The sequence below is a fragment of the Rhodopila sp. genome (genome assembly GCF_035548235.1).
Lineage (GTDB): Bacteria > Pseudomonadota > Alphaproteobacteria > Acetobacterales > Acetobacteraceae > Rhodopila.
This window is the reverse complement of record NZ_DASZTJ010000252.1, coordinates 1-22,867: the sequence shown is the minus strand read 5'-3', so window position 1 is coordinate 22,867 and position 22,867 is coordinate 1. Positions and strand designations below refer to the sequence as shown.

Genomic DNA, 22,867 nt, shown 5'->3' with positions numbered 1-22,867 from the left:
GTCGCCTGCACGACCTGCGGATTGCCGGATGCCACCGCTTGGTCCTTGGGTTCCACGTACCCGAGCAGGTCAGCCATCTTCTGCTCGGTGATGTCACCGGTGCGGAAGGCCGCCGCCTTGCCGGCGTTCGTGGTCAGCAGCGTGCCCGCCTTGCGCACCATGACTTTGGTGCCGGGCGGCAGGTTGCCCGGTACGGGTTGCCCCTTGGGGATGAACACCGCGTCCTTGGGGTTGTTCGGGTCGCCCATCGCCGCGACCTGCGCCTGGATGTCCGATCGCGGCTCGGGAACCGTCGGCTGCACTACGGTAGTGGTGGGCGGCGCGGCTTGAGGCGTAACCTCGGTGTCAGGTGCGCGAGCGCTGGCGTACTTCACGCTGACCGGGTTCGGCGGCGATTGGCCTGGCTGCACCGGCGTCTTGGCGTCGTACGTCAGCCGGAGCGCGGTGTTCAGCGCTGCGCTGGTGTCCGGTGACACCTGGCTGCTGGACGGCGGCTCCTCCGCCGGTTCAGCCGCGCTCTCCGGCGTGCCGCCGCCGTGAACAGCGCCACCCGCGGCACCCATAAGCGCGCCGCCGAGCGCACCGCTGACCAGGGCATGCGCCGTCTGCGTCGGGTCGTATTCCTGCTTGGAGCCGGCCTGCTCGTTCGCGAGCTGGGAGAGATAGTCGCCCGCGGCGCCCTGCAGCCCCATCGTGGCCGCGCCTTCGCCGGCACCGACCGCCGCCCGGCCGAGCAGTCCGCGCTCCGCCGCGCCGACAGCGCCGTTGGTGACCAGCGAGCCGGTGCCGGCGCCCGTTACGGCGCCGACGAGGAACTGCGCACCCATGGATGCGGCCACCTGCGGGCTGCCCACCAGCTTCGACTTCGCCTGCCATTCCGTCAGACCCTGATCCTGGCGCAGATGCGCGTAGGTCGGGTTCTGCATCATCTCCTTGTCGGGCGTCTGGTCGACCGTATCGACGAGCGCCTTGTACGCGCCTCCGGCCTGGTCGACGCCAAACGCAACACCGGTGGCGCCGGCACGTGCCGCGGCGACGCCGATACCCTCCATGCCGAGCCGTGTCGCCAGGCGACCGGCTACGCCGCCGGGCAGGATGGCCAGGGCGACGTCCGGCAGCAGGCTGCCCAGGCTGGCCGCGGCCCACTGGCCGTATCCCACCTCGCCCGGTGTCGGGGTCTTCTGGCCGTCGGCGTCTGTGCCGCCCCAGATGGACGAGTGCAGCGCAGCCTGCCGGTCGGCCGGGAGGCTCTGCACGTAATTCTGGATGTGGCCGTCGAGTGCGTGGCGCTGCTGCTCGATATACGAAACCGTGCTCGGATCGGCGCCGAGATGGCGGGCGGTGAACGACGCGAGTGAGAGGGCGTTCGACCCCATCTGCATCGTGCTCTGCCAGGCCGCCGCGCCAGCGTCGCCCCACAGGCCCGAGCTGCTCTTGGGTTGCGCGGGCGTCGCCGGGGAGAGCGTGATCGGCTGCGCGTCGTCGGCCGGCTGCCAGCCCGAGAGTGTCGGCGCCTGGGGCGCTTGCACTACTGTAGTGGGTATCGCCTGGCGGGGAGGAGTGTAGTCGCTCCGAATTTCACCTGTATCGTCAAGCATTTTTTGGTTCCGCCTCGCATTTTCGGCGGAACCGTACCAGTTCGTTTTAGGCGGTACAATCCGGTCGGAGGGGCAACGCGCACGAAACTTGGGTGGTAGCACTCGTATTTGCGCAGCACCTAAAGGGCCGGGCGGCACCCCCTCCCCATGGACAGCTCCCCCCGGCGGGGGTGGGGGGCCTGGCACTACGGTAGTGGCGTCAGAAACGTTTCAGTCTCGCCAATAATATAGGCAATATCAATATGTTATACAGGTCATAACCACTACCGTAGTGGTTTATTCCGATATCGTACCAATAAACCTATGCGCCACCATGTGAACCGATGGAGGCGCACATGGACGACTATTGCGTGGAAGACTTCGATTGGGGCGACAGCGCGTATGCGCCTGCAGACTTGCACATGACACTTTGTATCGTGGGCCAACCGCGCCAGCGGTCGGGCAAGACAACCAACCTCGATCGCATCCTGGCCGACCTGCTGGACGACGTGCTGGAGGGCCTTCGTTCTCCGCTGGAGGCGGACGCAGCATATCGCAACCGGACGGGGGCACGCGCGCATGCTCACTGGGGCCGGGAACGTCGCTTCAAAACATTCGCGGAGTTCGTCGCCATGGAACATGCGGCGGCATCCGACCCGTCACTCGTGGATGAGGTGCGGGAGGTGCTTTACCGCGCCGCGGACCGGACCCGGACGGCGACACAACGCAGGAACGACACGAACCGTGCCAACCGCTTGCTGGAAGTGACCGACCCGGTCCGCATATCGCGGTTGCAAGACATCATTGATGAGTTGCGGGAGGCTGTCCAATGCTCGCACTAGAGTTGCTGAAAGCATCGGGCCGGCCGACCGGAGCGAGTTGTAGTAAGATGTCCCATCATCAGTCGGAGGCCGACCTGGACGTATTCGACCTGGACGTGTTGGGGCAAATCGCCTCCCTCCAATTCCGGATCGCGTCGTTGAGGGACGCATTGCGAAGGTGGCGAGGCTTGCAGTCGCCCGTCGTCCACTTTGGATGCCCCCTTGGTTCACCAAAAGAAGCCCGAGAACTGGTGGCGGCGCTGTGCGCAGAGCGGGACGGCATCATCGCGGCCCTGACCTGCGATGCCCGCTTTGAGCTTCGCCATGCGTTCGATTGGGCGCTTGGATCGGCGGACATCCGCACTCCGTTGTCATCCTGCGTGGAGGGTTAGGGCATGGGCACGGTAGTCAAGTTCCCAAAGCGCTTTCGGGCGCGGCGCCCTCGGCTGGGGGTCGACCTGGATGAAGTCGGGCGTATGGCGTCCCTGTTGGCCCGGATAGCTACCTTACGCGCGGCTTCGGAAGGCAGCGTCACCGTGACCGACTATGACGGGCGTGTCCTGCTGCCTGATGAGGTGGAGGGCGTGGCCGACGATGCCATGGATATTAAGGACGACATGCTCGCCACCCGCGAAGGCGTAAAGGCTTTGCAGGCGTGCCGTCTGGCGTTCGCGACGTATTTTGACGCGGGGTAAACGACGGCGGCGCAGCTAGGGAAGCATGGCCAGAACATTTCAGGCCATGCTTCCCCGGCGCTTCCCGTGCCGTTTGGCTGGGAAACAAACGCTTCGAGCGGGGTTCTAATATATTGAATAATTGGGTGGAATTGGTCGGAGCGGCGGGATTTGAACCCACGACCCCCAGTCCCCCAGACTGATGCGCTACCAGGCTGCGCTACGCTCCGACCCAGCGGGAGGCGTCGTTTATCAGGCGGCGGTCGTCTCCGCAATGCGTTCCTGCCGCTGCACAGTCCTATTGGACCCGGGATCGGCGGTCGAAGGCCCGGACGCCGGCAATCCACGGACGTTCCCCGGCAAATTCAGCCCCGGCCACTCGGACCCGCGAAAAATTCGACGATTTCGGTGATCTGCTGGTGCCGGCGGTAGGAATTGAACCTACGACCTACTGATTACGAATCAGTTGCTCTACCCCTGAGCTACGCCGGCGGCGCGAGGGGGCGTATACCGTCATGATGACCCGCGATCAACAGACTCTGCACGAGGATCGTGTATCCGATCCGATGGCCGTCGCCATGTCCCTGGCACGCGACGCCGCCGGCCGAGGCGAGGTCCCCGTCGGCGCCGTCGTGTTGGCACCGGACGGCCGCCTGCTTGCCGGTGCCGGCAACCGGACGGAGCAGGATCACGACCCGTCCGCCCATGCGGAGCTGCTTGCGCTGCGCCAGGCGGCGGCAGCGCTGCACAATCCCAGGCTCCCCGGGTGCGATCTGTATGTGACGCTGGAACCTTGTCCGATGTGTGCGTACGCGATCAGCCTGTTTCGCGTCCGCCGGCTGATTTTCGGCGCCTATGACCCGAAGGGGGGCGGGGTCGAGCATGGTCCGCGCATTTTCGAGACGACCTCCTGTCATCATCGGCCGGAGATCATCGGCGGCGTGCGGGAGCAGGAGGCGTCAGACCTCCTCAAGTCGTTTTTCCAGCGTTTGCGGAACGAACGCCGGACCGGGCCGCACTAGAAGCGCCCGAAACGAAAAAGGGCGACGACATACATTTGTCATCGCCCCCTCCTCGCCGGCCGAAGCCGGCCCGGCGGATATGCAGCCGCGGATTAGCTCGCGGCCGGCGTCGTGGTCTTCTTCGTGTGCGACTTGTGGGCGCTGACCTTGTGGACCGACGTGTGATGCTTCGCGGTCGTCGCCATCACGGGCGACGTAGCAAGGGCCAGGGCAGGCACCACGAACAGCAGCGAGCCAAACAGGCGCTTCAGGGAACGGGTCACGAGCGGATGCTCCGGAAAGGGGGATGGCGACAAAAAGGTTAATAGCCGGGGCGAGGATCGTGCCCTAAACGACTGAACACACTATGCATGAATGGTACCCGGATTGCAACAGAATTTGCGCACGCCATTGTGATCAGAGTCTTAAAAAAGGCCGTAGCGGCACAGCAGGTACAGCTTCTTCCAGACCGGCAGGCTGACCCGGTGGTCCAGGTCGCGCCAGCCGTACCGTTCGACTTCCGACAGGATCGCGTCATAGGTCGCCCCCATCAGCCGCGCCGGCTTCATCGCCCTGGCATCGCAGGCTGACATGGCGTGTTTCGCCTCGTCGAAATAGCCATGCGCCAACCGCGCCAGGCGGTGGCAGACCGCGGGCAGACCCGGGGCGGTCAGGACCGCTCGGGGATCGGCCGGAATACGGGCATCGTCCAAGTACTCCCGGGGAAGATAGACCCGGCCGCGATCCGCATCCTCCTTGATGTCCCTCAATATGTTCGTGAGTTGCAGGGCACGTCCGAGCGCGTGGGCAACTTTGTCGGCCATGTCCGAGGAATCGCCGAAGGCACGCACGGACAGGCGTCCGACGGCCGAAGCCACGCGGTCGCAATAAAGGTCCAGTTCAGCCATCGATGGCGCGACGATGACCGTTTCGGCATCCATCTGCATCCCATCGATCACCGCGAGAAAATCAGCTTCGCGAAGCTGAAAACGCCGGATCGCCGCGGCCAGCACGCGCGTCACGGGATCCCACGTCGCGTCACCTTCGGCTTTGCCGGCGTAAAGCCTGGCGATATTTTCCCGCCAGGCAGAAAGGCCACGGCGCTTTTCCTCCAGGCTGCCTTCCTCGTCGGCGATGTCGTCGACGATCCGGCAGAAGGCATAGATCGCGTACATCGCGTGACGCCGATCGGACGGAAGCACGCGCATGCCGCGATAGAACGATGTGCCGGCATTGCGGACGATCGCCTCGACCGCGGCGAGATCGGCCGCCTCCACCCCCAGGATATCCGCTGCAGTCATACCAGGAATCGCACCGATGCAAGTGTGCTGAACGCGAAATCAGACTTCGTCAGCTTGACGCGTGCGGCAAGCGGATCGTTTCGTATGAGACGTTTTGTCAGGCGCGACGCGAGACCGTGGATGACGGCCGTCTCCATGCGCAGCCGCCGGTCGCGGACGGTCCGCGGCAACCGTGCAGCGGTCTCGTTCAGGCGATCGACATGGTCGAGCAGCGTCGCGAAGACGCGCCGCAGCGCCGGCGTCTCCGCCGGCTTGCGCACGTCCTCGATCGAAGCGCCGAACTGGTCCAGCAACGCCTGGGGCAGATAGCAGCGGTTGAGCTGGTCGAGGTCCTTGGCGCAGTCCTGCAGGTGATTCAGGATCTGCAGCGACGTGCACAACGCGTCGGATGGCGCATGGGTCGCCGGACTTTCCCCGTGCAGGTCGAGCACGTAACGACCGACCGGAACCGCCGAGTAACGGCAGTAGTCATCCAGCTCATCGACCGTGGCGTAGCGCAGCTTCAGCGCGTCGCGGCGAAACGCGATCAGCAGGTCGGTCGCATGCAAAGACGTTACACCCGTAACGGCCAGGCTTCGCCGCAACGCCAGGGCGCTGGGCGACCCCGCATCACGCCTGCCCAGCAGGACGTCTTCCATGATGTCCAGCCGGCGGATTTTCTCGTCCGGCGGCAAGGCCGGCGAATCGGCGATGTCGTCGGCGTTGCGGGCGAACGCATAATAGCAATGGATCGGCTCCCGGAACTTCTTCGCGACCAGGACGGAACCCACGGGGAAGTTCTCATCCTGGCGGTCCTTGCCGGACCACTGCTCCACATTCTCGTCGGCAGGCGCCTCGGCGACCGTCATCCGTGCTGTCCCCGATAGGCGCGTCCCTTCCAGGCGACCCCCCGCCCCGCGTAATGGTCGATCGCCGATCCGATCGTCGCCGCCGCGTAGAACAGCGCGACCAGCGGGAGCGCGATCGCCCAGAGCGGGGACCGGCCGAATCGGCGCAAGGTCGGGACGTAGGAACAGGCCAGCATGAGCCAAGCGGTAGCACCGTACCAACGTGCCGCGCCATGCCCGGCGATCGCGGCGAACGGCGGCACCAGCCAGGTCACCACCATCCCAAGGGTGGTCAAGACCAGCAGGAGCCAGGAAAACCGAAGCTGGACGAACGCCGTCCGGGTGATCATCCGCCAGATGTCCCCAACCGTGGGATAAGGCCTGACGGAGCGTGCCGCGCTGGCATGTCCCAGCCAGATCCGCCCCCCCTGCTTGACGGCGGCGGCCAGGGCCACGTCATCGATCAGCGCGGCTTTCAACCGTTCGATCCCGCCGATCCGCCGCAGCGCGTCGGCGCGGATCAGGATCGTGCCGCCGGCCGCGGCGGCAGTGGACTTCAATCCGTCGTTCACCCAGGCGAAGGGGTAGAGAAGCTGGAAAAAGAACACGAACGCCGGCACCAGCGCCCGCTCCGCCCAGCTATCGCAGGCGAGTGCCACCATCTCCGACACCATGTCGAGATGCCCGCGCTCCAGTTGCGCGACCAGCGCCGCGAGATGAGGCGGATCGTGGATGATGTCCGCGTCGGTCAGCAGCAGGATTTCGGCCTCCGCCGGTTGGGCCATCGCTTGGGCCACGCCCTGGCTCACGGCCCAGAGCTTGCCGCTCCATCCCGCCGGCCGGGGCGCGCCGGACACCACGACCAGGCGGGGGTCCCCGATCGCCCGCGCCCGGTCCCCCGTCCCGTCGTCGCTGTCGTCGTCGACCAGGAAGACTTGGAACGGTCCGCGATAGTCCTGCGCCAGCAAGGACCGCAGGCTGCGTTCGATGACCGGGGCCTCGTTGCGGGCGGGGACGACGATGGCGACCCGCGGCAGCGACCGCGGCTCCGTCAGCGGCAGGACGGGCCCCGCCTGCCAGAACCGTCCATGCAGCAGCAATAGGTAGACCCAGATCGCCAGCGACAGGAACGCCAGGACGGTCATGCCTTCAGCATGCCGTTCTCACGGAACCAGGCGACGGCATCGATCACCGCGAGCCGCGCCGGACGCGGCTGATAGCCCAGTTCGGCCATCGCCTTGGCGGACGAGTAGAACATCTTCTTCCGCGCCATCTTCAGGTGGTCGCGCGTCATCATCGGCGTGATCCCGAGGACGGGCGCCAGCTTCTCCAGCACGAACGCGGCCGGCCAGACCACCGCCTCCGGCAGCCTGATCGCCGGCGGACGGCGGTGCGCCACCTCCGCCACAAGCGTCAGGATGTCCTTCAGCAGCATGTTCTCGCCGCCCAGGACATAGCGTTCCCCGACCCGGCCCTTTTCAAGGGCCAGGGCATGACCCAGCGCCACGTCGTCCACATGGACGATATTGAGGCCGGTATCGATATACGCCGGCACGCGCCCTGACGCCGCATCCAGGATCATCTTCCCGGTCGGCGTCGGTTTGATGTCCCGCGGACCGACCGGCGCGGCGGGATTGACGACGACGACCGGCAGGCCTTCGGCGCGGGCCATGCCCAGGACGGCCTTTTCCGCCATGTATTTGGACCGCTTGTAGATGCCTACGAAATCCGCCTCGTCGGTCGGCGTCACCTCGTCCGCGGGCGTCCCGGCGCCGATCTGGCCGAGCGCGGCGACGGAGCTGGTGTGGACGATGCGCTCGACGCCGGTGCGGGCGGCCGCGCGCATCATGGCCACGGCGCCGTCGACATTGGCCTTCAGCATCTCGTCCGGGTTCGGCACCCAGACCCGGTAGTCCGCCGCCACATGGAACACGTAGCGGCAGCCCGCGACCGCGGCGTCAAGGCTTGCCGGACGGGTCAGGTCCCCTTCCACCAGCTCGGCTTCCAGGCCTGCCACGTTGCGGCGGTCGCTGTTCGGCCGAACCAGCAGCCGCAGCCGGTGCCCGCGATCGGCAAGGACGCGCGCGACGGCGGAGCCGACGAAGCCCGTCGCGCCGGTGACCAGTGTGGTCATCTCAACCCCGTGATCTCAATCGGGCGCTTCCATAGACGAAGCGCGTAGCGCAGGGAAATGGCCCCTGCCATCCACGCGTTCCAGGGCTGCCCGTCCAAGGCCCTTGCTATCGCGGCACCGGGCGGGCAGAAGCCCGTCCGATGAAGCGTCTCTCGTACGTCCTGGCCCTGATCGGCCTGCTGATCGCCCTCCTGCTCGTCTCTTATTATGGCTTCGGCAACATCGTCGCGTCGGTGGGCCGGGTCGGATGGTCGGAGTTCGGGCTGATCGTGGCCTGGCAATTGGTGTTGTTCGTGATTCTGGGGATCGCCTGGGACATCATCACCCCGGCCGCGTCCGCCCGCCGCGCCTGGGTGCTGATCTGGGGCCGGATGGTCCGCGACGCGGCCGCCAACTGCCTGCCGTTCTCCCAGGTCGGGGGCTTCGTCTTCGGCGCCCGAGCGGTCACGCTGCACGGGGTCGAATGGCATACGGCGACGGCATCGACGGTCGTCGACGTGACCGCCGAATTTCTCGCCCAGATCGCCTTCGCCTGTGTCGGCCTGGGCATCCTCCTCGCCCGCGCGCCCCGCTCGGGCCTCGCGGTCCCGATCGAGATCGGCATCGGCCTCGCCGTGGTGGCCTGTTTCGGCTTCATCTGGGCACAGAAAGGCGCGGCCCCCCTGTTCGCGCGGATCGGCAGGCGCATCGCCGGCAAGTGGTTCGACGACGCCGAGGAACGGATGTCGATCCTGCAGGCCGAGTTGGGGTTGATCTATGGCCACACGGGGAAGCTGGCGCTGGGCAGCCTGGTCCACCTGATCGGCTGGATCGGCACCGGCGCGGCCGGCTGGATCGCCTATCGCGCGCTGGGGGTTCCGATCAATTTCGATGACGCCCTGGCCATTGAAGCCCTGCTGGCCGCCGCCACCGCGCTGGCGTTCCTGGTCCCGGTCAACGCCGGCGTGCAGGAGGCCGGCTATGCGGGCCTGGGCGCCATTTTCGGCGTCCCTCCGGAGCTGTCCCTGAGCGTGTCGCTGCTTCGCCGCGCCCGGGATATCATCGTCGGCGTGCCTATATTGATGGTCTGGCAATTCGTGGAAATGAGACGGTTCAGATCGACCCGAGGGAGGGACGCCGCGCGTCCCCTGACCGCCAAGAAGGCCGGTCAACTCGACGGTCCTGCCCCGCTCTAGCCGGTGACGCGCAGATGACAGTCGCAGCAATCCTGGTCGCCGCAGGTTCGGGAAGCCGGTTCGGCAGCGAACTGCCCAAGCAGTTCCGGACGATCGCGAACAAGCCGGTCATCCGCCACGCGGCCGAGGCCCTGATGCGGCACGTCGACCTGCTGCAGCCCGTCGGCGACGCCGCACCGATCGAGGCGGCGCTGGAGGGCCTGGCGATCATGCCGGTCGTCGCAGGCGGCGCGACGCGGCAGGAGAGCGTGCGCAACGGGCTGGAGGCGTTGGCTTCCCACGCCCCCGATCATGTGCTGGTCCACGACGCCGCCCGGCCCTTCGTCCCGGAGGGCACGATCGAGGCGCTGCTGGCCGAACTGCGGGAAAGCGCCGGCGCGATCCCGGCGGCGCCGGTCGCCGACACGCTCAAGCGCGTCGATCGGGGGGTCATCGTGGAAACGGTCCCTCGCGCGGGCCTGTTCCGAGCGCAGACTCCCCAGGCGTTCCGCTTCGAGACGCTGCTTCAGGCGCACCGGTCAGGCATCACCGACGCGACGGACGATGCGTCATTGTTGGAAGCCGTCGGGGAGACCGTGGCCGTCGTGCCCGGCTCCGATGACAACATCAAGCTGACCTATCCCGCAGACCTCGTGCGGTTGGAGCGCATCATGGCTGGACCTTCCGTCCCTCATGTGGGTACCGGTTTCGATGTCCACGCCTTCGCCGAAGGCCGGCCCTTGGTGCTGTGCGGCGTGACGGTGCCGCACGATCGCGGGCTTGCGGGTCATTCGGACGCGGATGTCGGCATCCACGCCCTGTGCGACGCCATCTACGGCGCGCTGGCCGAGGGGGACATCGGCCGCCACTTCCCGCCGAGCGAGGCGACATGGAAGGACGCCGACAGCGCCCGTTTCCTGGTGCATGCCCGGGACCGCATCGCGGCGCGCGGCGGACGGCTGGCGAACGCCGATGTCACCCTGATCTGCGAACGGCCCAAGATCACGCCCCATGCGCCGGCGATGATCGCGCGGCTCGCCTCCCTTCTGGACGTCGCCGTCGAACGCATATCCGTGAAAGCGACGACGACGGAAAAGCTCGGCTTCACCGGCAGGCAGGAGGGCATCGCGGCACAAGCCGTCGTGTCGATCCTGCTGCCGGACTGATGGCGCCTGAAACGAGGATCAGATGAAGACACATGTCATAGCGGCCGGTTTTCTCGCCCTGGGGCTGTTGGCCGGCTGCACCGCGGAGAGTTCCGGCGGAAACCCCTACCCGCCGGTGCCGCCGCTGCTGTCCGAGACCATCCCCAAGCCTCCGGTGACCGCGGAGCCGTTGATGTGGCAGCCTGGCCACTGGGACTGGAACGGCAGCGGCTATGTCTGGGCGCCTGGCCAATACGTGCCCGCGGCCGGCCACGGCAATCTGTGGATGCCGGGCTGGTGGGCCCAGACGCAGGGCGGCTGGGCCTGGCAGCCGGCGCACTGGACGTCGTAGCAAGCACGCCCAAAGGGGGTTCACGCCCCTAAAGGGATCGCGCTTGGAGGGACGGCTGTTCAGGCCGTCCCTCCGGCGAGATCAGCGGACTTGTTCTGCAGACTCTCCGCCAGGGCCGTCGGCCCACCGCTCCTGAGCAGGCGGCGAAAATCGGATCGCTGCACGGCGACGCGGCTGATGGACCCATCGGCGAGCACGTCGACGGCGCGCCATCCGTTGCCGGTCTTGCGCATCACATAGTCCAGCGCATGCCCGGTGCCCGAGGCCGGAACGATCCGCGTATTGACAACCAGTTCGCCATTCGGAAGCGACTGCGGATCGGGGCTGACATCGAACTTCTGCCCCGAGAAATTATCGAAGCTGTTCACATATGACGCGATCGTGTAACGACGGAACGCATCCATGAGCAGCGCCTGCTCGGCCGGCGTCAGCGTGGACCAGGTCGGGCCGACGGAATCCTCCAGCACCGCTTGCAGGTCGAATGTCTGCTCGACGATCGGAGCGAGGGCCTGAAACCGCTGATTGAACGGCGTGCCGCGGCCGTCATGCATGATCTTGAGCAGCCCGTCGTTCAACTGCCGTATCGGCTCGATCGGGGACGGGTCGGCGCTGGCCGGCGCCGACGCGCCGATGCCGAGCCCAAGGAGGGCAAGGGCAAACCCGACCACCGCTCGTCGGCCTGGCGCGAAGCTGTCCATCGTGACTCTCCTGGCGCGAAAATAAATAGGGAAGCCAAGCCGGCTTCGGCTTGGCTGACATCATCTAGATACATGGGTGTTGTTCTTGCGGATCCATGGCGTCGTACCAGATCAGACTGGTATGCAAGGCGGTCAAACCTCTGGCCTGTTCCTCGGGTTGATCCGCGGCTAAAGACGAAGCGGGGCAACCGGCCGGCAGGAGACTGAATTTGATAAAAATTATACCCGGTGCCCTGCGACTGGCGGACACCGTTGCCGGACTTCTTGGCCTTCTGGACCGCCCCCTCGACCCGGATGAACTAATCCGCCTCGCCCGCGAGGAAACGGGCCTGCGCGACTTCGGGGACGCCTCTTTTTTCGGTCCGCTGTGCCGATTGCTCAAGTCCCTTTCGGAGGAATCCGGCCTCAGCCTTGTCGGACGCAGTGCCACCCGATGGGACATCGTGCGGTTCCTCTCCAATCTCCTGGTCATCGAAGACAGCGTGAAGCGCGATCATGGCATTTTGGGGGAACGGGTCGAGAAACCCATTTTTATTACTGGACTGCCACGGAGCGGAACGACTTTTCTGCACCGGCTGATGCTTGACGATCCCGAGAACCGGGCACCGGCGGTGTGGGAGACGATCTATCCGTCCGCCAGCGCCGGCAGCCGCGAGCAGCGGATCAAGCGCGTCGCGGCGCAGTTGCGCGCCTTCGAGTGGCTGGCGCCGGAATTCCGCTCGCTGCATCCGCTGGATGCTACATCGCCCCAGGAATGCAGCGAGATAACTTCGCATGTCTTCCGCAGCCTCCGGTTCGACACGACGTATCTCATTCCGTCATACCGTCAGTGGATGGACGCGGATATACAGCGGCACCTTCCCGGCTCTCGCTTCCACAAACGGTTCCTGCAATTCCTGCAGCACCAGGACGGACGCGTGTCGCGATGGGTGCTGAAATGTCCTGAGCATCTGTTCGCACTCCACGCGATCCGCACGGTCTATCCGGATGCGCGCATTGTCTTCGTGCATCGCGACCCGGTGAAAGTCCTGTTGTCGCAGGCGCGTCTGACCGAGGTCCTGCGCCGGCCCTTCACCCGGCGCCTGGATCCCCGGGCCTTAGGTCCTGACGAAAGCCATCGCTGGCTGGATGGCACGCAGAAAATGATCGCGGCGAGCGACGACGCAAAATTCGCCGAACCGATCTGCCACGTGCATCACATCGATTTGATCACCGATCCCGTCACGACCGTCGAGGCTGTCTACAAACATTTCGGGATGCACATGTCCGGCGGCGTGGCCCAGCGCATCCAGCAACACGTCAGGGCACAGCCCAACGGCGGATACGGGAAGCATCATTACCGGTTCGAGGACCATGGCCTCGACGAGGCGCGTGAGCGGGACCGCTTCCGTCCCTACATGGTCCGGTTCGGGATTTCCGCAGAAACCTCCTCGCCCAATCACGCCGAACACAGCAAGTGGCCGCCGGCGCAGGTCGGGGCGTTGCAGGCCTGATCGTCAGATCGCGTCCGCGAGGGCACGCTTCCTGACCGACACACGAACCGGCAGCGGCCGATCAGGCTGGGTGGTGACGATCCCGACGGGCCGGGGATGAACCGGGGATTGCAGTTCGAACGTGAAGCGCCTCAGCAGGGTCGCGAGGACGAGGGTCGCTTCGGTGATCGCAAAATGCGCGCCGACACAGACCCGCGGGCCGACCCCGAACGGCAGGAACGAAAATTTGCCCACCGGCGGCGCACCGGGAAGGAAGCGCGACGGCAGGAACCGATCGGGTTCCTGCCAAAACGCCTCATCCCGATGCAGGACCCATGGCGCGATCATGACGATCGATCGTGGGCGGACCTCCAGAGAACCGATCCGGTCTGCCGCGATCGCTTCCCGCACCATCGTGAAGGCCGGCGGGTACAGGCGCAGCGTTTCATTGATGACCGCCCGCGTATGCACCAGGCCTTGCAGGACCACGTCAGGTTCGGCGTCCGGGGGGATCGCCTCGGCCTCCTGCACGATCTTGTCCATATCGTCGGGAGACTGGGCAAGCAGGAAGAGCGCCCAGAACAGGGTGACGGCGGTCGTTTCGTGGCCGGCCAGAAGCAACGTGGCGACCTGGTCGCGCAGGCGTTCGGGACCGAAGGCCTCTCCGGTCTCCGGATCGCGCGCGCCGCGCAGCAGGTCGAGAAGGTCCCGTGGCGGGTCCGCCGGCGTTTGCAGCCGGGACGCCAGGATCGTTTCGATCAGACCCATCCAGCGCCGCCTGAACCCCGCGCGCTTGATGTCCGCCCAGGTCGGGATGGTGTGCGGCAGGACCATGTCCATGAACGTCGGCCGCGAATGGCGAACCGCGAATGCCGTCAGCAGGTCCCGGATCGCGTCCCCGTATTGCGTCACGTCCAGGGAAAACATCGCCCGCGCCGCGATGTCGAGCGCCAGGCGCTGCATCTCCGCCAACAGGTCGACGGTGTCGCCGGTCCGCGCCTCCAGACCGCTGGAGAATTGATCGAGCGCCTGCCGCACATGCCGCACCAGGATCGGCATAACCCGAGGCGCGAGCGCCGGCGCGACCGTCCGGCGCTGTACTTTCCAGCTTTCCCCTTCGCTCAGCAGCAGCCCGCTGCCGGTGATGGGACGCAGGATACGGACGGATGCGCGCGATCGGCGGTAGTTCGGGGCATTGGCGACAAGGATGTGATGAATGCCGTCCGGGTCGTTCATCAAGATGTTCTGCCGCCCGAAGAGGCGCGCGGACGTCACGAGGTCGCGATATGCCGATTGCGGCCAGATGGTCAGGGCATTGGTCCGGACCGCGCGCAGAAAGGCCCGCAATGCGAGAGGACGGGGCGGAGGCGGCGGGACGGGAGGCCGCAGGACGTGATCTGACACGGCCGGACCATACAAGCCCGCGCGGCTGCCAAAAAGGTCGCTGATTCGGCCGCCCACGGCCACGATGGGCACCGAAATCGAGGGAAACGGTCGCGATCGCGGGCAAAATCGCAACGAGATGTGATGGGAAGGTCAACCAATCGCATCCCACGTCGGGGTCGTGCCGTTCCCACGCGGATCGGCGGGAAACCATGGAGGATCACTATGACCCAATCGACAATGCCCACGACCAAATTGTCGTTGGTGGCCGGGGCGGCCCTGATGCTTGCCGCATTTCCGGCCTTTGCCCAGACCAGCACCCCGCCGAGCACTGGCAGCAGCGGCACTGGCAGCAGCGACACGGGCGGCGCGGGCACGGGCGGCGCGGGCACGGGCGGCACGGGCACCTCGGCTGCCCCCATGACGGACCAGTCGTCGGGCTCGTCGATGTCCCAAGGCGCGGGCATGGGGTCAAAGAGCGGGCCGATGCATCATTGGGCCAGGAAAGCGCATCACCCCATGCATGCCGGGCGGTCTGACACGTCTCAAAACGCCGCCGTCGATCAACTGAACGAACAAAGCTACCAGGCGGCGCAGCAGGGGCAGAACTTCGCGCCCGGCGGCGCCGGCGGGTCGTCCGCGCCGGCGACCGGCGGTTCGGGGATGAGCCCCGGCGCCTCCGGGGGCGCCAGCGGCGACACCGGCGTCGGTGCGCCCGGCGCCGGGACTTCCGGCCAGGGCAGCGGCAAGATGTGATGCCACGTCGGCGCCGTCCCGCGGGGGCGGCGCCGATCCCGTCCCGACAGCCTTTACGTCGCGCGCCGGCGCTGTATCGTCCCCCGCAATAACCGAGGGGACGAAGACATGCAGCCATATACGATCGAACATGGCAGCAACTCACGCCGCAAGGCGGTCGAGGAGTGGCTGTTCGGCCTGGATCTCGTTTCCCCGTCGTTGCGCGACAAGATCGTCACCGCTTGGGTGACGACTTGGGCCGCCAGCCCCTATCAAGAGCTTTCCGAGATGCCGTATTCCCCCGGTGCGCCGCATTACAGGCTGGAGCGGCACGTGAACGACGTCACCCGGAACGGTATCGACCTGGCGAAACGCGCCGCCGCGGACTGGGGCAAATCCGTCGACAATGACATCCTGGTGCCGATCCTCATCCTGCACGACGTGGACAAGCCGCTGATGTATGTCCGCGAAAGCGCCGACAAGGTCACGTATTCCAAGCTGTCCCACGAACTGCAGCACGGCGTCGTCGGCGCGATGCTGTTGAAGGAACTCGGGTTCGACCACACGATCGTCAGCACGGTCGCGCTCCACGCCGGCAATTCGCCCTTCCATGGCCGCAATCATGAAGCCTATGTGCTCCATTATGCCGATTACTTCGCCACCGATCACGCGTTGATGCTGGAAGGCGAGGACGTGCAGCCGTACTACCAGAAGCATTGGCGCTGACCGCCGCCGGGCGGTGGTGCCGAAGGGCCGTGCCAAGGGACTGTGACACGCGGAAGAAACCGGCTTACGCTCCCGTCACCGAGACGGGGGGACAAGAGCCATGAGAGCCGCCGTATTCCATGAGGCCCATCAGCCGCTGACCATCGAAGAGGTCGAGATCGAGAAGCCGAAGCGCCGGGAAATCCTGCTCCGCACGGCGTTCGCCGGGCTCTGCCATTCGGACCTGCATTTCATGGAGGGGCTGTACCCCTTCCCCACCCCCGCCGTGCTGGGTCACGAAGGTTCCGCCGTCGTCGAGGCGGTCGGCGAGGACGTCACCTATGTCAAGCCCGGCGACCATGTGATCACCTGCCTGTCGGTGTTCTGCGGCGAGTGCCCGCAATGCATGACGGGCCACCCCAATCTCTGCGAGAACACCGAGGTCAAGCTGCTGCCCGGCGCCGCCCGGCGTCTCCGCTGGAAGGGCGATGTGCTGCACCAGGCCTTCAACCTGTCGGTCTTCGCCGAACAGATGCTGGTGCATGAGCATGCGGTCGTGAAGATCGATTCCGACATCCCGCTGGACCGAGCGGCGCTGGTCGGATGCGGGGTGATGACGGGCGTCGGGGCAGTGTTCCATGCCGCGAAGGTGGAGCCGGGAAGCACCGTCGCGGTCCTGGGCTGCGGCGGCATCGGCCTGTCCGCGGTCAACGGCGCGGCGCTGGCGGGCGCATCCAGGATCATTGCGATCGACACCAACCCGTCCAAGCTGGAACGCGCGCGGGAGATGGGGGCGACGGACGTCATCAACGCCTCCAACGTCGACGCCGTGAAAGCGGTGCGCGACATGACCGGCGGCGGCGTGCCGTATTCGTTCGAGGCCATCGGACTGAAGCTGACCGCGGAGCAGTCGTTTCAAATGCTGCGACCCGGCGGAACCGCCACGATCATCGGCATGATCCCGTTCGGCACCAAGATCGAATTGCACGGGGCCGATTTCTTGCGTGACCGGAAGATCCAAGGCACCAGCATGGGCGGCAACCGCTTCCGGGTGGACATGCCGCGCCTTCTGGAACTCTGGCGCCAGGGGCGCCTGAAGCTCGACCACCTGATTTCGGGACATCTGAAACTTGACCAGATCAACGAAGGGTTCGCGATGCTGAAATCCGGCGCGCCAGTCCGCAACCTGATCGATTTCGGGGTCTCCTGAACCTTTCCGGCAAATTCGACTGCCAGGTCCATGGGCGTCGCGGCCGAAACCGCGCGCCCGTGGCGATCCAGAAACGAACAGCCGGCCCGCGCCGGCACGATGACCGTAACGAAAAAAGGGGAAGAGCATGTCCAGCGACTACACCGTGGGCGACCTCGTCGCCGAATTCCTGAATGCCTGCGGTGTGACGACCGTCTTCGGGATCGCATCCGTCCACAACATCCCGATGCTGGACGCGATCGGCCGGCGCAACACGATCCGCTTCATGATGGCGCGCGGCGAGCTGGGCGGGGCGCACATGGCGGACGGATATGCCCGGACCTCGCAAAGCCTGGGCGTGCTGTTCTCCTCCACCGGCCCCGGCGCGGCCAACGCGATCGGCGGGCTGATCGAGGCGCGGTTCGCCGGATCGCCCGTGCTTCATATCACCGGGCACACCGCCAGCAAGTTCGCCGACCGAGGCTTGGGCACCGTCCACGATCCCTATGACCAGCTGGGCATGATGGCGTCCGTCTGCAAATCGGCCTACCGGATCCGGTCCGCGCAGAACGCCCTGGGCGTGCTGACGCAGGCGGCGGTGGATGCGCTCAGCGCGCCAATGGGACCGGTCAGCGTCGAGGTCCCGATCGACCTGCAGCGTGCCAAGCTGCCTCGCCCGGCGATGCTGGATCATTTCGTGCTGCCCGTGCGGCCGGCGCGCCGCCCGACCGACATCGAGCTGGACGAGCTTGCCGCCCGCGTCATCGCGGCGAAGCGGCCGATGCTCTGGCTGGGGAACGGCGCCAAGAATGCCGGCGCCGCCGCGCGGAAACTGCTCGCCATGGGCTTCGGCATGGTCAGCAGCTTCAACGGACGGGGCACCGTCCCGGAAGACCACCCACGGAACCTGGGCGCGCTGACCGGAAGCGGGATGCCGGTGATCACCGACTTCTACAAGACGGTCGATCTCTGCCTTGTGGTGGGATGCCGCCTGCGTGGTCACGAGACGAACGACTTCAACGTCAAGCTTCCGGACAACCTCGTGCAGATCGACACCGATCCGGAGGCCAACGGACGGACCTATCCGAACCAGTATTTCGTGTGCGGCGATTCGCAGGCGACGCTGGACGCGCTGGTCGAGCGCATCGAGGGCCGCTTGCATATCGAGCCGGGCTACGCGGCGGAATTCGAGGCGCTGAAACGCAACGCGCAGGCCGCCTATATCGAGACGCTCGGGGCCTATGGCACGTTCAGCCCGCAACTGCGCGCCGCCATGCCCAAGGACGCGGTCTGGGTCCGGGACGTGACGCAGAACAACACGACGTGGGGGAACCGCATGTTCCCGCTGGATGCGCCGAACCTGAACGTCTATCCGGTCGGCGCCGGCATCGGGCAAGGCCTCTGCCTTGGGATCGGCGCCGCCGCAGCGGCGGGCGACAGGCGCACCGTCGTGATGACGGGCGATGGCGGCTTCTTCCTGAATGTCGGGGAGATCTGGACCGCCGTCCAGGAACGGCTGGACATGACCGTCATCGTCATGAACGACCGCGGATACGGCGTGATCAAGCGCATCCAGGACGCGACTGCCGGCGGGCGGCGACTGTATGCCGACTTGGAAAGTCCCGAGATCGAAAAACTCGCGTCGATTTCGGATATTCCCTATTTCCGCTGCACATCCGCCGATACATTCGGTGCTACGGTTGCCAAGGCACTCGCCATACGGGGCCTGACGCTGGTGGAGGTCGATATGCACGCGGTCGGCGAATTCCCTGCCTATTTCCCCTTCAATCAAAGGCCCGCGCAACCCGCATGATGCACGGCGTCCTGGGCGTCGCCGGCCTGCTGGGCGTCGCCTTCCTGTGCAGCGAGGACCGGCGGCGCATTCCCTGGCGGACGGTGATCTCGGGCGTCGTGCTGCAGGTCCTTCTCGCGGTCGTGCTGCTGGACGTCCCCGCTTCCCGTCGCGTCATGCTTTGGCTGAGCGATGGCGCCAACGCCCTGCAGTCCGCCACGCTGACGGGGACGCAGTTCGTGTTCGGCTACCTCGGCGGCGGCGCGCCTGCCTTCGCGGAACTGCATCCGGGCGCGAGCTTCATTTTGGCGTTCCAGGCGCTGCCGCTGGTGCTGACGATCAGCGCCCTGGCATCCCTGCTGTTCTACTGGGGAATCCTGCAGCGCATCACGGCCGGTTTCGCCTGGCTGCTGCGGCGCTGGATGGGAATCGGCGGCCCGCTCGCCTTCGGTGCCGCAGTCCATGTGTTCGTCGGCATGATCGAAGCGCCGCTGTTGGTCAAACCCTACCTGCAGCGCATGCAGCGGGGGGAGTTGTTCGCCCTGATGACCTGCGGCATGGCCGGCGTCGCCGGCACCGTCATGGTCATCTATGCGTCGTTCCTGTCTCCGCTCGTGCCTAATGCGCTGGGCAACATCCTGACCGCGTCCGTCATCAGCACGCCCGCCAGCCTGGCGATCGCGGCCCTGATGGTGCCGTTCGACGTGCGGGCTGACCAGGAGACGCGGCTGGTGGTCGAAGACCCGCCGGCCGGCACGCTGGATGCCCTCGTCAAGGGCACGATGGACGGAATCCCGATCCTGGCCGCCATCATCGCCGTCCTGATCGTGACCATCGCGCTGGTGACGCTCATCAACATGGTCCTGGGCTTGTTGCCGGCGTGGAACGGGGTGTCCAACGCGCCGCTGACCTTGCAGGCGATCTTCGCCTTGCCCTTCCGGCCGGTCATGTGGCTGATCGGCGTGCCCTGGGCCGAGACGAGCCAGGCGGCGGCCTTGATGGCGACCAAGACGGTGGTGAACGAGTTCGTCGCCTATGTCGACTTCTCCCACCTGCCCGCCGACGGCGTCTCGCACCGGACGCGGATCATCCTGACTTACGCACTGTGCGGTTTCGCCAATTTCGGCAGCCTGGGAATCGTCATCGGCGGCCTGGGCTCGATGGCGCCAGGCCGGCGCCATGAGATCATCGCCTTGGGATTTCGCACCATCCTGTCCGGCACGCTGGCAACCTGCATGAGCGGCGCGATCGCCGGCGCCATGATCTGACATCAGCCGGGGTCGATCGTGGCGTTCGCCCTGTCTTGCCCGAGCTCGACCGGGTTATCTTCTTCCCTGAAGGCACCAGATGGCCCGGCCGAGCCGGGCCAAGACGAGTGTCGGGCCAAGACGAGTGTCGGGCCAAGACGGGGGTTGGGCCAAAACGGGGTTGGGCCAGGACGGGTGTTGGATCGCCAGCCTGAACCGGAGCCTTCACCTCTTGCCGAATGCGTTCTGCCTGGCTTCGGTCGCCAGTTGGTCGGCGCGTTCGTTCATGTCGTGCCCGGCATGACCGCGGACCCAGCGCCAGTCGATCCGATGGGCCTTGGCCGCCGCGAGGATTCGTTGCCAAAGATCGATATTGGCGACCGGATCGCCCGTGGAACTGACCCAGTTCTTGCGGACCCATCCGGTGCTCCAGCGGGTGATGCCGTTCTTCAGGTATTGGCTGTCGGTATGGAGGATGACGTCGCATGGCCATTTCAGCGTCTCCAGCGCCGTTGCGGCCGCGGTCAGTTCCATGCGGTTGTTGGTTGTCTCGGCTTCGGCGCCCGTCAATTCCTTGACGACGCCACGGAATTTCAGGATGGCCGCCCAGCCCCCCGGCCCCGGGTTCGGCTTGCAGCCGCCATCGGTCCAGATCTCCACGACGTTGTCCGGATCAGGCGCCCGGGACACCACGATCTCATCCGAGGCCATAGGCCCCTCCGTCACGTGCCGAAAGGTGGAAGCGCAACCGCCGCAGGTATTCCAGCGGGTCCTTTCGGGTCACGAGCGCACCGGGCGGCGTGTTCAGCCAGTCGTACAGGCGGGTCAACAGGAAGCGGATGGCGGCCCCTTGGCACAGGACGGACAGCGCGTCCTTCTCCGCCTCCGTCATCGGCCGTATGGCGTTGTAGCCGCCCAGCAGCGCCCGTCCCTTGGTGACGTTGAAGGAGAAGTCGGGCTCGAAGCACCAGGCGTTCAGGCAGACCGCGACGTCATAGGCCAGCAGGTCCGTCGCCGCGAAATAGAAGTCGATCAGGCCCGACACCTTGCCGTCCAGGAAAAACACGTTGTCGGGGAACAGGTCGGCGTGGATGTGCCCCGTTGGAATCTGGTCTCCCGGCCGATCGGACGGCCAGCCCGACAGGATATGCGCCAAGGTCTGGTCGAGTTCCGCCGCCAGGCCCGGCTGGACCTCATCCGCTCGGTCACGGCTGCGGTCGAGCAGGCGTTGCCAGCTCCGCGGTCCCAGCCCGTTCTCCCGGCGCGGTGCATAATCCGCGCCCGCCAGGTGAAGCCGCGCGAGCTCCGTGCCCAGCGGGCCGCAATGGGCGACATGGACCCGGCGGGGCCAGACGCCCGGCAGGAAGGTGGTGATCGCGGCATGGCGCCCGCACAACTGCCGCAGGGCGACGCCGTCGCGGCCGCGGACGGGCTGGGGACAGACCAGGCCGCGCTGGGCCAGATGCTCCATCAGGCCCAGGAACCAGGGCAGCTCGCGTGGATCGACCCGCTTCTCGTACAGCGTCAGGATGTAGTCGCCGGACGTCGTCCGCAGCGAGAAGTTGGAGTTCTCGACCCCCTCGGCGATGCCCCGGAATGCGACGGCGGTCCCGATCTCATAGTCCGTAAGGAAGGCTTCCAGCGCCTCGTCACCGACTTCCGTATAGACGGCCATCGTCGGCCGTCAGTGCGTCCAGTTTTCGACGCGGTCGTATTTGAAATTGTCCGCATAGGCCTTGGGTTTGACCCGGCGCGCCTGCGGCAGTTCGACCTCGTATTGCAGGCCGTTGCGTTCCGCGAAGGCGATGGCCTCCTCCTTCGTCTCGAAGGTCAGCTTGACCTGCGCCTGGGTGTCGCCGCCGCCGGTCCAACCCATCAGGGGATCGGGACGCCGAGCGGTGCTGTTGACGTATTCGAGGGTCCAGAGATGCGTCTTGGCCCAGCCGGATTGCATGGCGGTTTTCGGCGGCTGGAAGATGCGGGCACGCATGAACAGGACACTCCGTCAAATCATGGTCGGGGCGGCGGGACTCGAACCCACGACCTCCTGTACCCAAAACAGGCGCGCTACCAGGCTGCGCCACGCCCCGACACATTGCCGGCGGACCCTATGGTTGGTGCGGCGCCGATGCAAGGGCGGCGTTAAGGGGCGTCGCCAAATATCCGCTGCTTCACCTTGTCGCCGACCCGGATATCGAGCTTGGCCGTCGTGCCGGCGTTCACCTCCAGCGTCGCCCGCACCGGACCGCCGGCGTCGATGACCGCCAGGCTGTGCGGCACGGTGTCCTCGGCGATCGAACGGATCGTGCCGTCAGCGTTGATGAAGATCATGTCGAGCGGCACCAGCGTGTTCTTCATCCACATCTGGGTCGGCCGCGGTGAGCCCCAGTCGAACAGCATGCCCCCGTCCGCGGGGATGGACGTCCGGAACATCTCGCCGGTTTTCTGCTGTTCGGGAGTCGTCGCCATCTCCACGTTGAAGACGTGGTCCTTGCCGTCATGGGTGACGATGACGAGTTTCTCCTTGGGGAGTTCCGGCTGTGGACCTTTGGGTTCGACATCCTGCGCGAAGGCCCCGCCCGCCAGCGTCATGGCGGCGAATGTCAGCAACACGCGGCGTTTCACGGTAGGCGCAACTCCTGAATCAAAGCGCGGACGTC

The 22,867-nt window shown here is 66.2% G+C and carries 25 protein-coding genes and 3 tRNA genes; 13 read left to right on the top strand and 15 right to left on the bottom strand.

What is annotated here, in order from left to right; all coding sequences use genetic code 11:
* A partial coding sequence (locus VHB27_RS20425; protein WP_408904030.1) for a hypothetical protein occupies window positions 1-1,598 on the bottom strand: 1,598 nt, incomplete at its 3' end.
* A 323-nt stretch (window positions 1,599-1,921) separates the two neighbouring features.
* Here VHB27_RS20425 and VHB27_RS20420 point away from each other — a divergent pair.
* The 3 genes from VHB27_RS20420 to VHB27_RS20410 are packed head-to-tail and all read left to right on the top strand — an operon-like array spanning window position 1,922 to window position 3,093.
* Window positions 1,922-2,419 (top strand): hypothetical protein, encoded by a 498-nt coding sequence (locus VHB27_RS20420; RefSeq protein WP_325604008.1) that lies wholly within the window; start codon window positions 1,922-1,924, stop codon window positions 2,417-2,419.
* Between the two features lie 47 nt (window positions 2,420-2,466).
* On the top strand, window positions 2,467-2,790 hold the full coding sequence (locus VHB27_RS20415; protein ID WP_325604007.1) for a hypothetical protein: 324 nt from the start codon (window positions 2,467-2,469) through the stop codon (window positions 2,788-2,790).
* A 3-nt stretch (window positions 2,791-2,793) separates the two neighbouring features.
* Complete coding sequence (locus VHB27_RS20410) at window positions 2,794-3,093, top strand: hypothetical protein (protein ID WP_325604005.1); 300 nt, start codon at window positions 2,794-2,796, stop codon at window positions 3,091-3,093.
* Window positions 3,094-3,225: 132 nt separating this feature from the next.
* Here the strand turns inward: VHB27_RS20410 and VHB27_RS20405 are convergent.
* Together VHB27_RS20405 and VHB27_RS20400 are read right to left on the bottom strand one after the other, a co-directional pair.
* A tRNA-Pro gene (locus VHB27_RS20405) sits at window positions 3,226-3,302 on the bottom strand.
* Between the two features lie 187 nt (window positions 3,303-3,489).
* A tRNA-Thr gene (locus tag VHB27_RS20400) sits at window positions 3,490-3,564 on the bottom strand.
* 23 nt (window positions 3,565-3,587) lie between these two features.
* Here VHB27_RS20400 and VHB27_RS20395 point away from each other — a divergent pair.
* Window positions 3,588-4,094, top strand: a complete 507-nt coding sequence (locus VHB27_RS20395) for a nucleoside deaminase (protein ID WP_325604003.1) — start codon at window positions 3,588-3,590, stop codon at window positions 4,092-4,094.
* Window positions 4,095-4,186: 92 nt separating this feature from the next.
* Here VHB27_RS20395 and VHB27_RS20390 read toward each other — a convergent pair whose 3' ends face one another.
* The 5 genes from VHB27_RS20390 to hpnA all read right to left on the bottom strand — a co-directional run bounded on the left by VHB27_RS20390 (window position 4,187) and on the right by hpnA (window position 8,335).
* Window positions 4,187-4,357 (bottom strand): hypothetical protein, encoded by a 171-nt coding sequence (locus VHB27_RS20390; protein WP_325604001.1) that lies wholly within the window; start codon window positions 4,355-4,357, stop codon window positions 4,187-4,189.
* A gap of 141 nt (window positions 4,358-4,498) precedes the next feature.
* Window positions 4,499-5,374 (bottom strand): presqualene diphosphate synthase HpnD, encoded by an 876-nt coding sequence (gene hpnD, locus VHB27_RS20385; protein ID WP_325603999.1) that lies wholly within the window; start codon window positions 5,372-5,374, stop codon window positions 4,499-4,501.
* Window positions 5,371-6,222 (bottom strand): squalene synthase HpnC, encoded by an 852-nt coding sequence (gene hpnC, locus VHB27_RS20380; protein ID WP_325603997.1) that lies wholly within the window; start codon window positions 6,220-6,222, stop codon window positions 5,371-5,373. Before hpnC ends, hpnD begins: the two co-directional genes overlap by 4 nt.
* Window positions 6,219-7,346 carry a glycosyltransferase gene (locus VHB27_RS20375; RefSeq protein ID WP_325603995.1) on the bottom strand — a complete coding sequence of 376 codons (1,128 nt, stop codon included), beginning with the start codon at window positions 7,344-7,346 and terminating at the stop codon, window positions 6,219-6,221. Before VHB27_RS20375 ends, hpnC begins: the two co-directional genes overlap by 4 nt.
* Complete coding sequence (hpnA, locus tag VHB27_RS20370; protein ID WP_325603993.1) at window positions 7,343-8,335, bottom strand: hopanoid-associated sugar epimerase; 993 nt, start codon at window positions 8,333-8,335, stop codon at window positions 7,343-7,345. The genes VHB27_RS20375 and hpnA overlap by 4 nt, the downstream gene beginning before the upstream one ends.
* A 140-nt stretch (window positions 8,336-8,475) precedes the next feature.
* On the opposite strand from hpnA, the gene VHB27_RS20365 reads away from it, so the two are divergent.
* Genes VHB27_RS20365 through VHB27_RS20355 form a run of 3 tightly spaced genes read left to right on the top strand, consistent with a single transcriptional unit; the run spans window position 8,476 to window position 10,986 of the window.
* Window positions 8,476-9,510: a lysylphosphatidylglycerol synthase domain-containing protein gene (locus VHB27_RS20365; protein ID WP_325603991.1), complete on the top strand. Its 1,035-nt coding sequence runs from the start codon at window positions 8,476-8,478 to the stop codon at window positions 9,508-9,510.
* Window positions 9,511-9,524: 14 nt separating this feature from the next.
* Window positions 9,525-10,655 carry a bifunctional 2-C-methyl-D-erythritol 4-phosphate cytidylyltransferase/2-C-methyl-D-erythritol 2,4-cyclodiphosphate synthase gene (locus VHB27_RS20360; RefSeq protein WP_325603989.1) on the top strand — a complete coding sequence of 377 codons (1,131 nt, stop codon included), beginning with the start codon at window positions 9,525-9,527 and terminating at the stop codon, window positions 10,653-10,655.
* Window positions 10,656-10,677: 22 nt separating this feature from the next.
* Complete coding sequence (locus VHB27_RS20355; protein WP_325603987.1) at window positions 10,678-10,986, top strand: hypothetical protein; 309 nt, start codon at window positions 10,678-10,680, stop codon at window positions 10,984-10,986.
* A gap of 59 nt (window positions 10,987-11,045) precedes the next feature.
* Here the strand turns inward: VHB27_RS20355 and VHB27_RS20350 are convergent, their stop codons facing one another.
* Entirely contained in the window at window positions 11,046-11,684 is a 639-nt protein-coding gene (locus VHB27_RS20350) for an ABC transporter substrate-binding protein (protein WP_325603985.1), read from the bottom strand.
* A 209-nt stretch (window positions 11,685-11,893) separates the two neighbouring features.
* On the opposite strand from VHB27_RS20350, the gene VHB27_RS20345 reads away from it, so the two are divergent.
* Complete coding sequence (locus tag VHB27_RS20345) at window positions 11,894-13,177, top strand: sulfotransferase family protein (RefSeq protein WP_325603983.1); 1,284 nt, start codon at window positions 11,894-11,896, stop codon at window positions 13,175-13,177.
* Window positions 13,178-13,180: 3 nt separating this feature from the next.
* Here VHB27_RS20345 and VHB27_RS20340 read toward each other — a convergent pair whose 3' ends face one another.
* Window positions 13,181-14,560: a cytochrome P450 gene (locus tag VHB27_RS20340; RefSeq protein WP_325603981.1), complete on the bottom strand. Its 1,380-nt coding sequence runs from the start codon at window positions 14,558-14,560 to the stop codon at window positions 13,181-13,183.
* Between the two features lie 204 nt (window positions 14,561-14,764).
* Between VHB27_RS20340 and VHB27_RS20335 the strand changes: the two genes are divergently transcribed.
* The 5 genes from VHB27_RS20335 (at window position 14,765) to VHB27_RS20315 (ending at window position 20,228) form a co-directional block, all read left to right on the top strand.
* On the top strand, window positions 14,765-15,295 hold the full coding sequence (locus VHB27_RS20335) for a hypothetical protein (protein WP_325603979.1): 531 nt from the start codon (window positions 14,765-14,767) through the stop codon (window positions 15,293-15,295).
* Between the two features lie 108 nt (window positions 15,296-15,403).
* Entirely contained in the window at window positions 15,404-16,000 is a 597-nt protein-coding gene (locus VHB27_RS20330; RefSeq protein ID WP_325603977.1) for an HD domain-containing protein, read from the top strand.
* A 100-nt stretch (window positions 16,001-16,100) separates the two neighbouring features.
* Entirely contained in the window at window positions 16,101-17,189 is a 1,089-nt protein-coding gene (locus VHB27_RS20325) for a Zn-dependent alcohol dehydrogenase (RefSeq protein ID WP_325603975.1), read from the top strand.
* Between the two features lie 127 nt (window positions 17,190-17,316).
* On the top strand, window positions 17,317-18,981 hold the full coding sequence (locus VHB27_RS20320) for a thiamine pyrophosphate-binding protein (protein ID WP_325603973.1): 1,665 nt from the start codon (window positions 17,317-17,319) through the stop codon (window positions 18,979-18,981).
* A complete protein-coding gene (locus VHB27_RS20315) occupies window positions 18,978-20,228 on the top strand; it encodes a NupC/NupG family nucleoside CNT transporter (RefSeq protein WP_325603971.1) in 1,251 nt (416 codons plus the stop codon). Before VHB27_RS20320 ends, VHB27_RS20315 begins: the two co-directional genes overlap by 4 nt.
* 204 nt (window positions 20,229-20,432) lie before the next feature.
* Here VHB27_RS20315 and rnhA read toward each other — a convergent pair whose 3' ends face one another.
* The 5 genes from rnhA to VHB27_RS20290 all read right to left on the bottom strand — a co-directional run bounded on the left by rnhA (window position 20,433) and on the right by VHB27_RS20290 (window position 22,832).
* Window positions 20,433-20,918: a ribonuclease HI gene (rnhA, locus tag VHB27_RS20310; RefSeq protein WP_325603969.1), complete on the bottom strand. Its 486-nt coding sequence runs from the start codon at window positions 20,916-20,918 to the stop codon at window positions 20,433-20,435.
* The gene (locus tag VHB27_RS20305) at window positions 20,905-21,882 is read right to left on the bottom strand and encodes a homoserine kinase (RefSeq protein WP_325603967.1); all 978 of its coding nucleotides are present in this window, start codon (window positions 21,880-21,882) and stop codon (window positions 20,905-20,907) included. Before VHB27_RS20305 ends, rnhA begins: the two co-directional genes overlap by 14 nt.
* Before the next feature lie 9 nt (window positions 21,883-21,891).
* Entirely contained in the window at window positions 21,892-22,197 is a 306-nt protein-coding gene (locus VHB27_RS20300; protein WP_325603965.1) for an ETC complex I subunit, read from the bottom strand.
* 23 nt (window positions 22,198-22,220) lie between these two features.
* Window positions 22,221-22,297: transfer RNA gene (locus VHB27_RS20295), tRNA-Pro, on the bottom strand.
* A 52-nt stretch (window positions 22,298-22,349) separates the two neighbouring features.
* Window positions 22,350-22,832, bottom strand: coding sequence for a DUF192 domain-containing protein (locus VHB27_RS20290; RefSeq protein ID WP_408904029.1), 483 nt, complete (start codon window positions 22,830-22,832; stop codon window positions 22,350-22,352).
* Window positions 22,833-22,867 lie beyond the last annotated feature (35 nt).

Excerpts from the sequence above, each read along its gene's own strand:
- VHB27_RS20325 (WP_325603975.1), top strand. The coding sequence starts at position 16,101 with ATGAGAGCCGCCGTATTCCATGAGGCCCATCAGCCGCTGACCATCGAA.
- rnhA (WP_325603969.1), bottom strand. The coding sequence starts at position 20,918 with ATGGCCTCGGATGAGATCGTGGTGTCCCGGGCGCCTGATCCGGACAAC.
- VHB27_RS20355 (WP_325603987.1), top strand. The coding sequence starts at position 10,678 with ATGAAGACACATGTCATAGCGGCCGGTTTTCTCGCCCTGGGGCTGTTG.
- VHB27_RS20330 (WP_325603977.1), top strand. The coding sequence starts at position 15,404 with ATGCAGCCATATACGATCGAACATGGCAGCAACTCACGCCGCAAGGCG.
- VHB27_RS20420 (WP_325604008.1), top strand. The coding sequence starts at position 1,922 with ATGGAGGCGCACATGGACGACTATTGCGTGGAAGACTTCGATTGGGGC.
- VHB27_RS20300 (WP_325603965.1), bottom strand. The coding sequence starts at position 22,197 with ATGCGTGCCCGCATCTTCCAGCCGCCGAAAACCGCCATGCAATCCGGC.
- hpnA (WP_325603993.1), bottom strand. The coding sequence starts at position 8,335 with ATGACCACACTGGTCACCGGCGCGACGGGCTTCGTCGGCTCCGCCGTC.
- VHB27_RS20335 (WP_325603979.1), top strand. The coding sequence starts at position 14,765 with ATGACCCAATCGACAATGCCCACGACCAAATTGTCGTTGGTGGCCGGG.
- VHB27_RS20315 (WP_325603971.1), top strand. The coding sequence starts at position 18,978 with ATGATGCACGGCGTCCTGGGCGTCGCCGGCCTGCTGGGCGTCGCCTTC.
- VHB27_RS20395 (WP_325604003.1), top strand. The coding sequence starts at position 3,588 with ATGATGACCCGCGATCAACAGACTCTGCACGAGGATCGTGTATCCGAT.
- hpnC (WP_325603997.1), bottom strand. The coding sequence starts at position 6,222 with ATGACGGTCGCCGAGGCGCCTGCCGACGAGAATGTGGAGCAGTGGTCC.
- VHB27_RS20365 (WP_325603991.1), top strand. The coding sequence starts at position 8,476 with ATGAAGCGTCTCTCGTACGTCCTGGCCCTGATCGGCCTGCTGATCGCC.
- VHB27_RS20350 (WP_325603985.1), bottom strand. The coding sequence starts at position 11,684 with ATGGACAGCTTCGCGCCAGGCCGACGAGCGGTGGTCGGGTTTGCCCTT.
- VHB27_RS20375 (WP_325603995.1), bottom strand. The coding sequence starts at position 7,346 with ATGACCGTCCTGGCGTTCCTGTCGCTGGCGATCTGGGTCTACCTATTG.
- VHB27_RS20360 (WP_325603989.1), top strand. The coding sequence starts at position 9,525 with ATGACAGTCGCAGCAATCCTGGTCGCCGCAGGTTCGGGAAGCCGGTTC.
- VHB27_RS20305 (WP_325603967.1), bottom strand. The coding sequence starts at position 21,882 with ATGGCCGTCTATACGGAAGTCGGTGACGAGGCGCTGGAAGCCTTCCTT.
- VHB27_RS20320 (WP_325603973.1), top strand. The coding sequence starts at position 17,317 with ATGTCCAGCGACTACACCGTGGGCGACCTCGTCGCCGAATTCCTGAAT.
- VHB27_RS20415 (WP_325604007.1), top strand. The coding sequence starts at position 2,467 with ATGTCCCATCATCAGTCGGAGGCCGACCTGGACGTATTCGACCTGGAC.
- hpnD (WP_325603999.1), bottom strand. The coding sequence starts at position 5,374 with ATGACTGCAGCGGATATCCTGGGGGTGGAGGCGGCCGATCTCGCCGCG.
- VHB27_RS20410 (WP_325604005.1), top strand. The coding sequence starts at position 2,794 with ATGGGCACGGTAGTCAAGTTCCCAAAGCGCTTTCGGGCGCGGCGCCCT.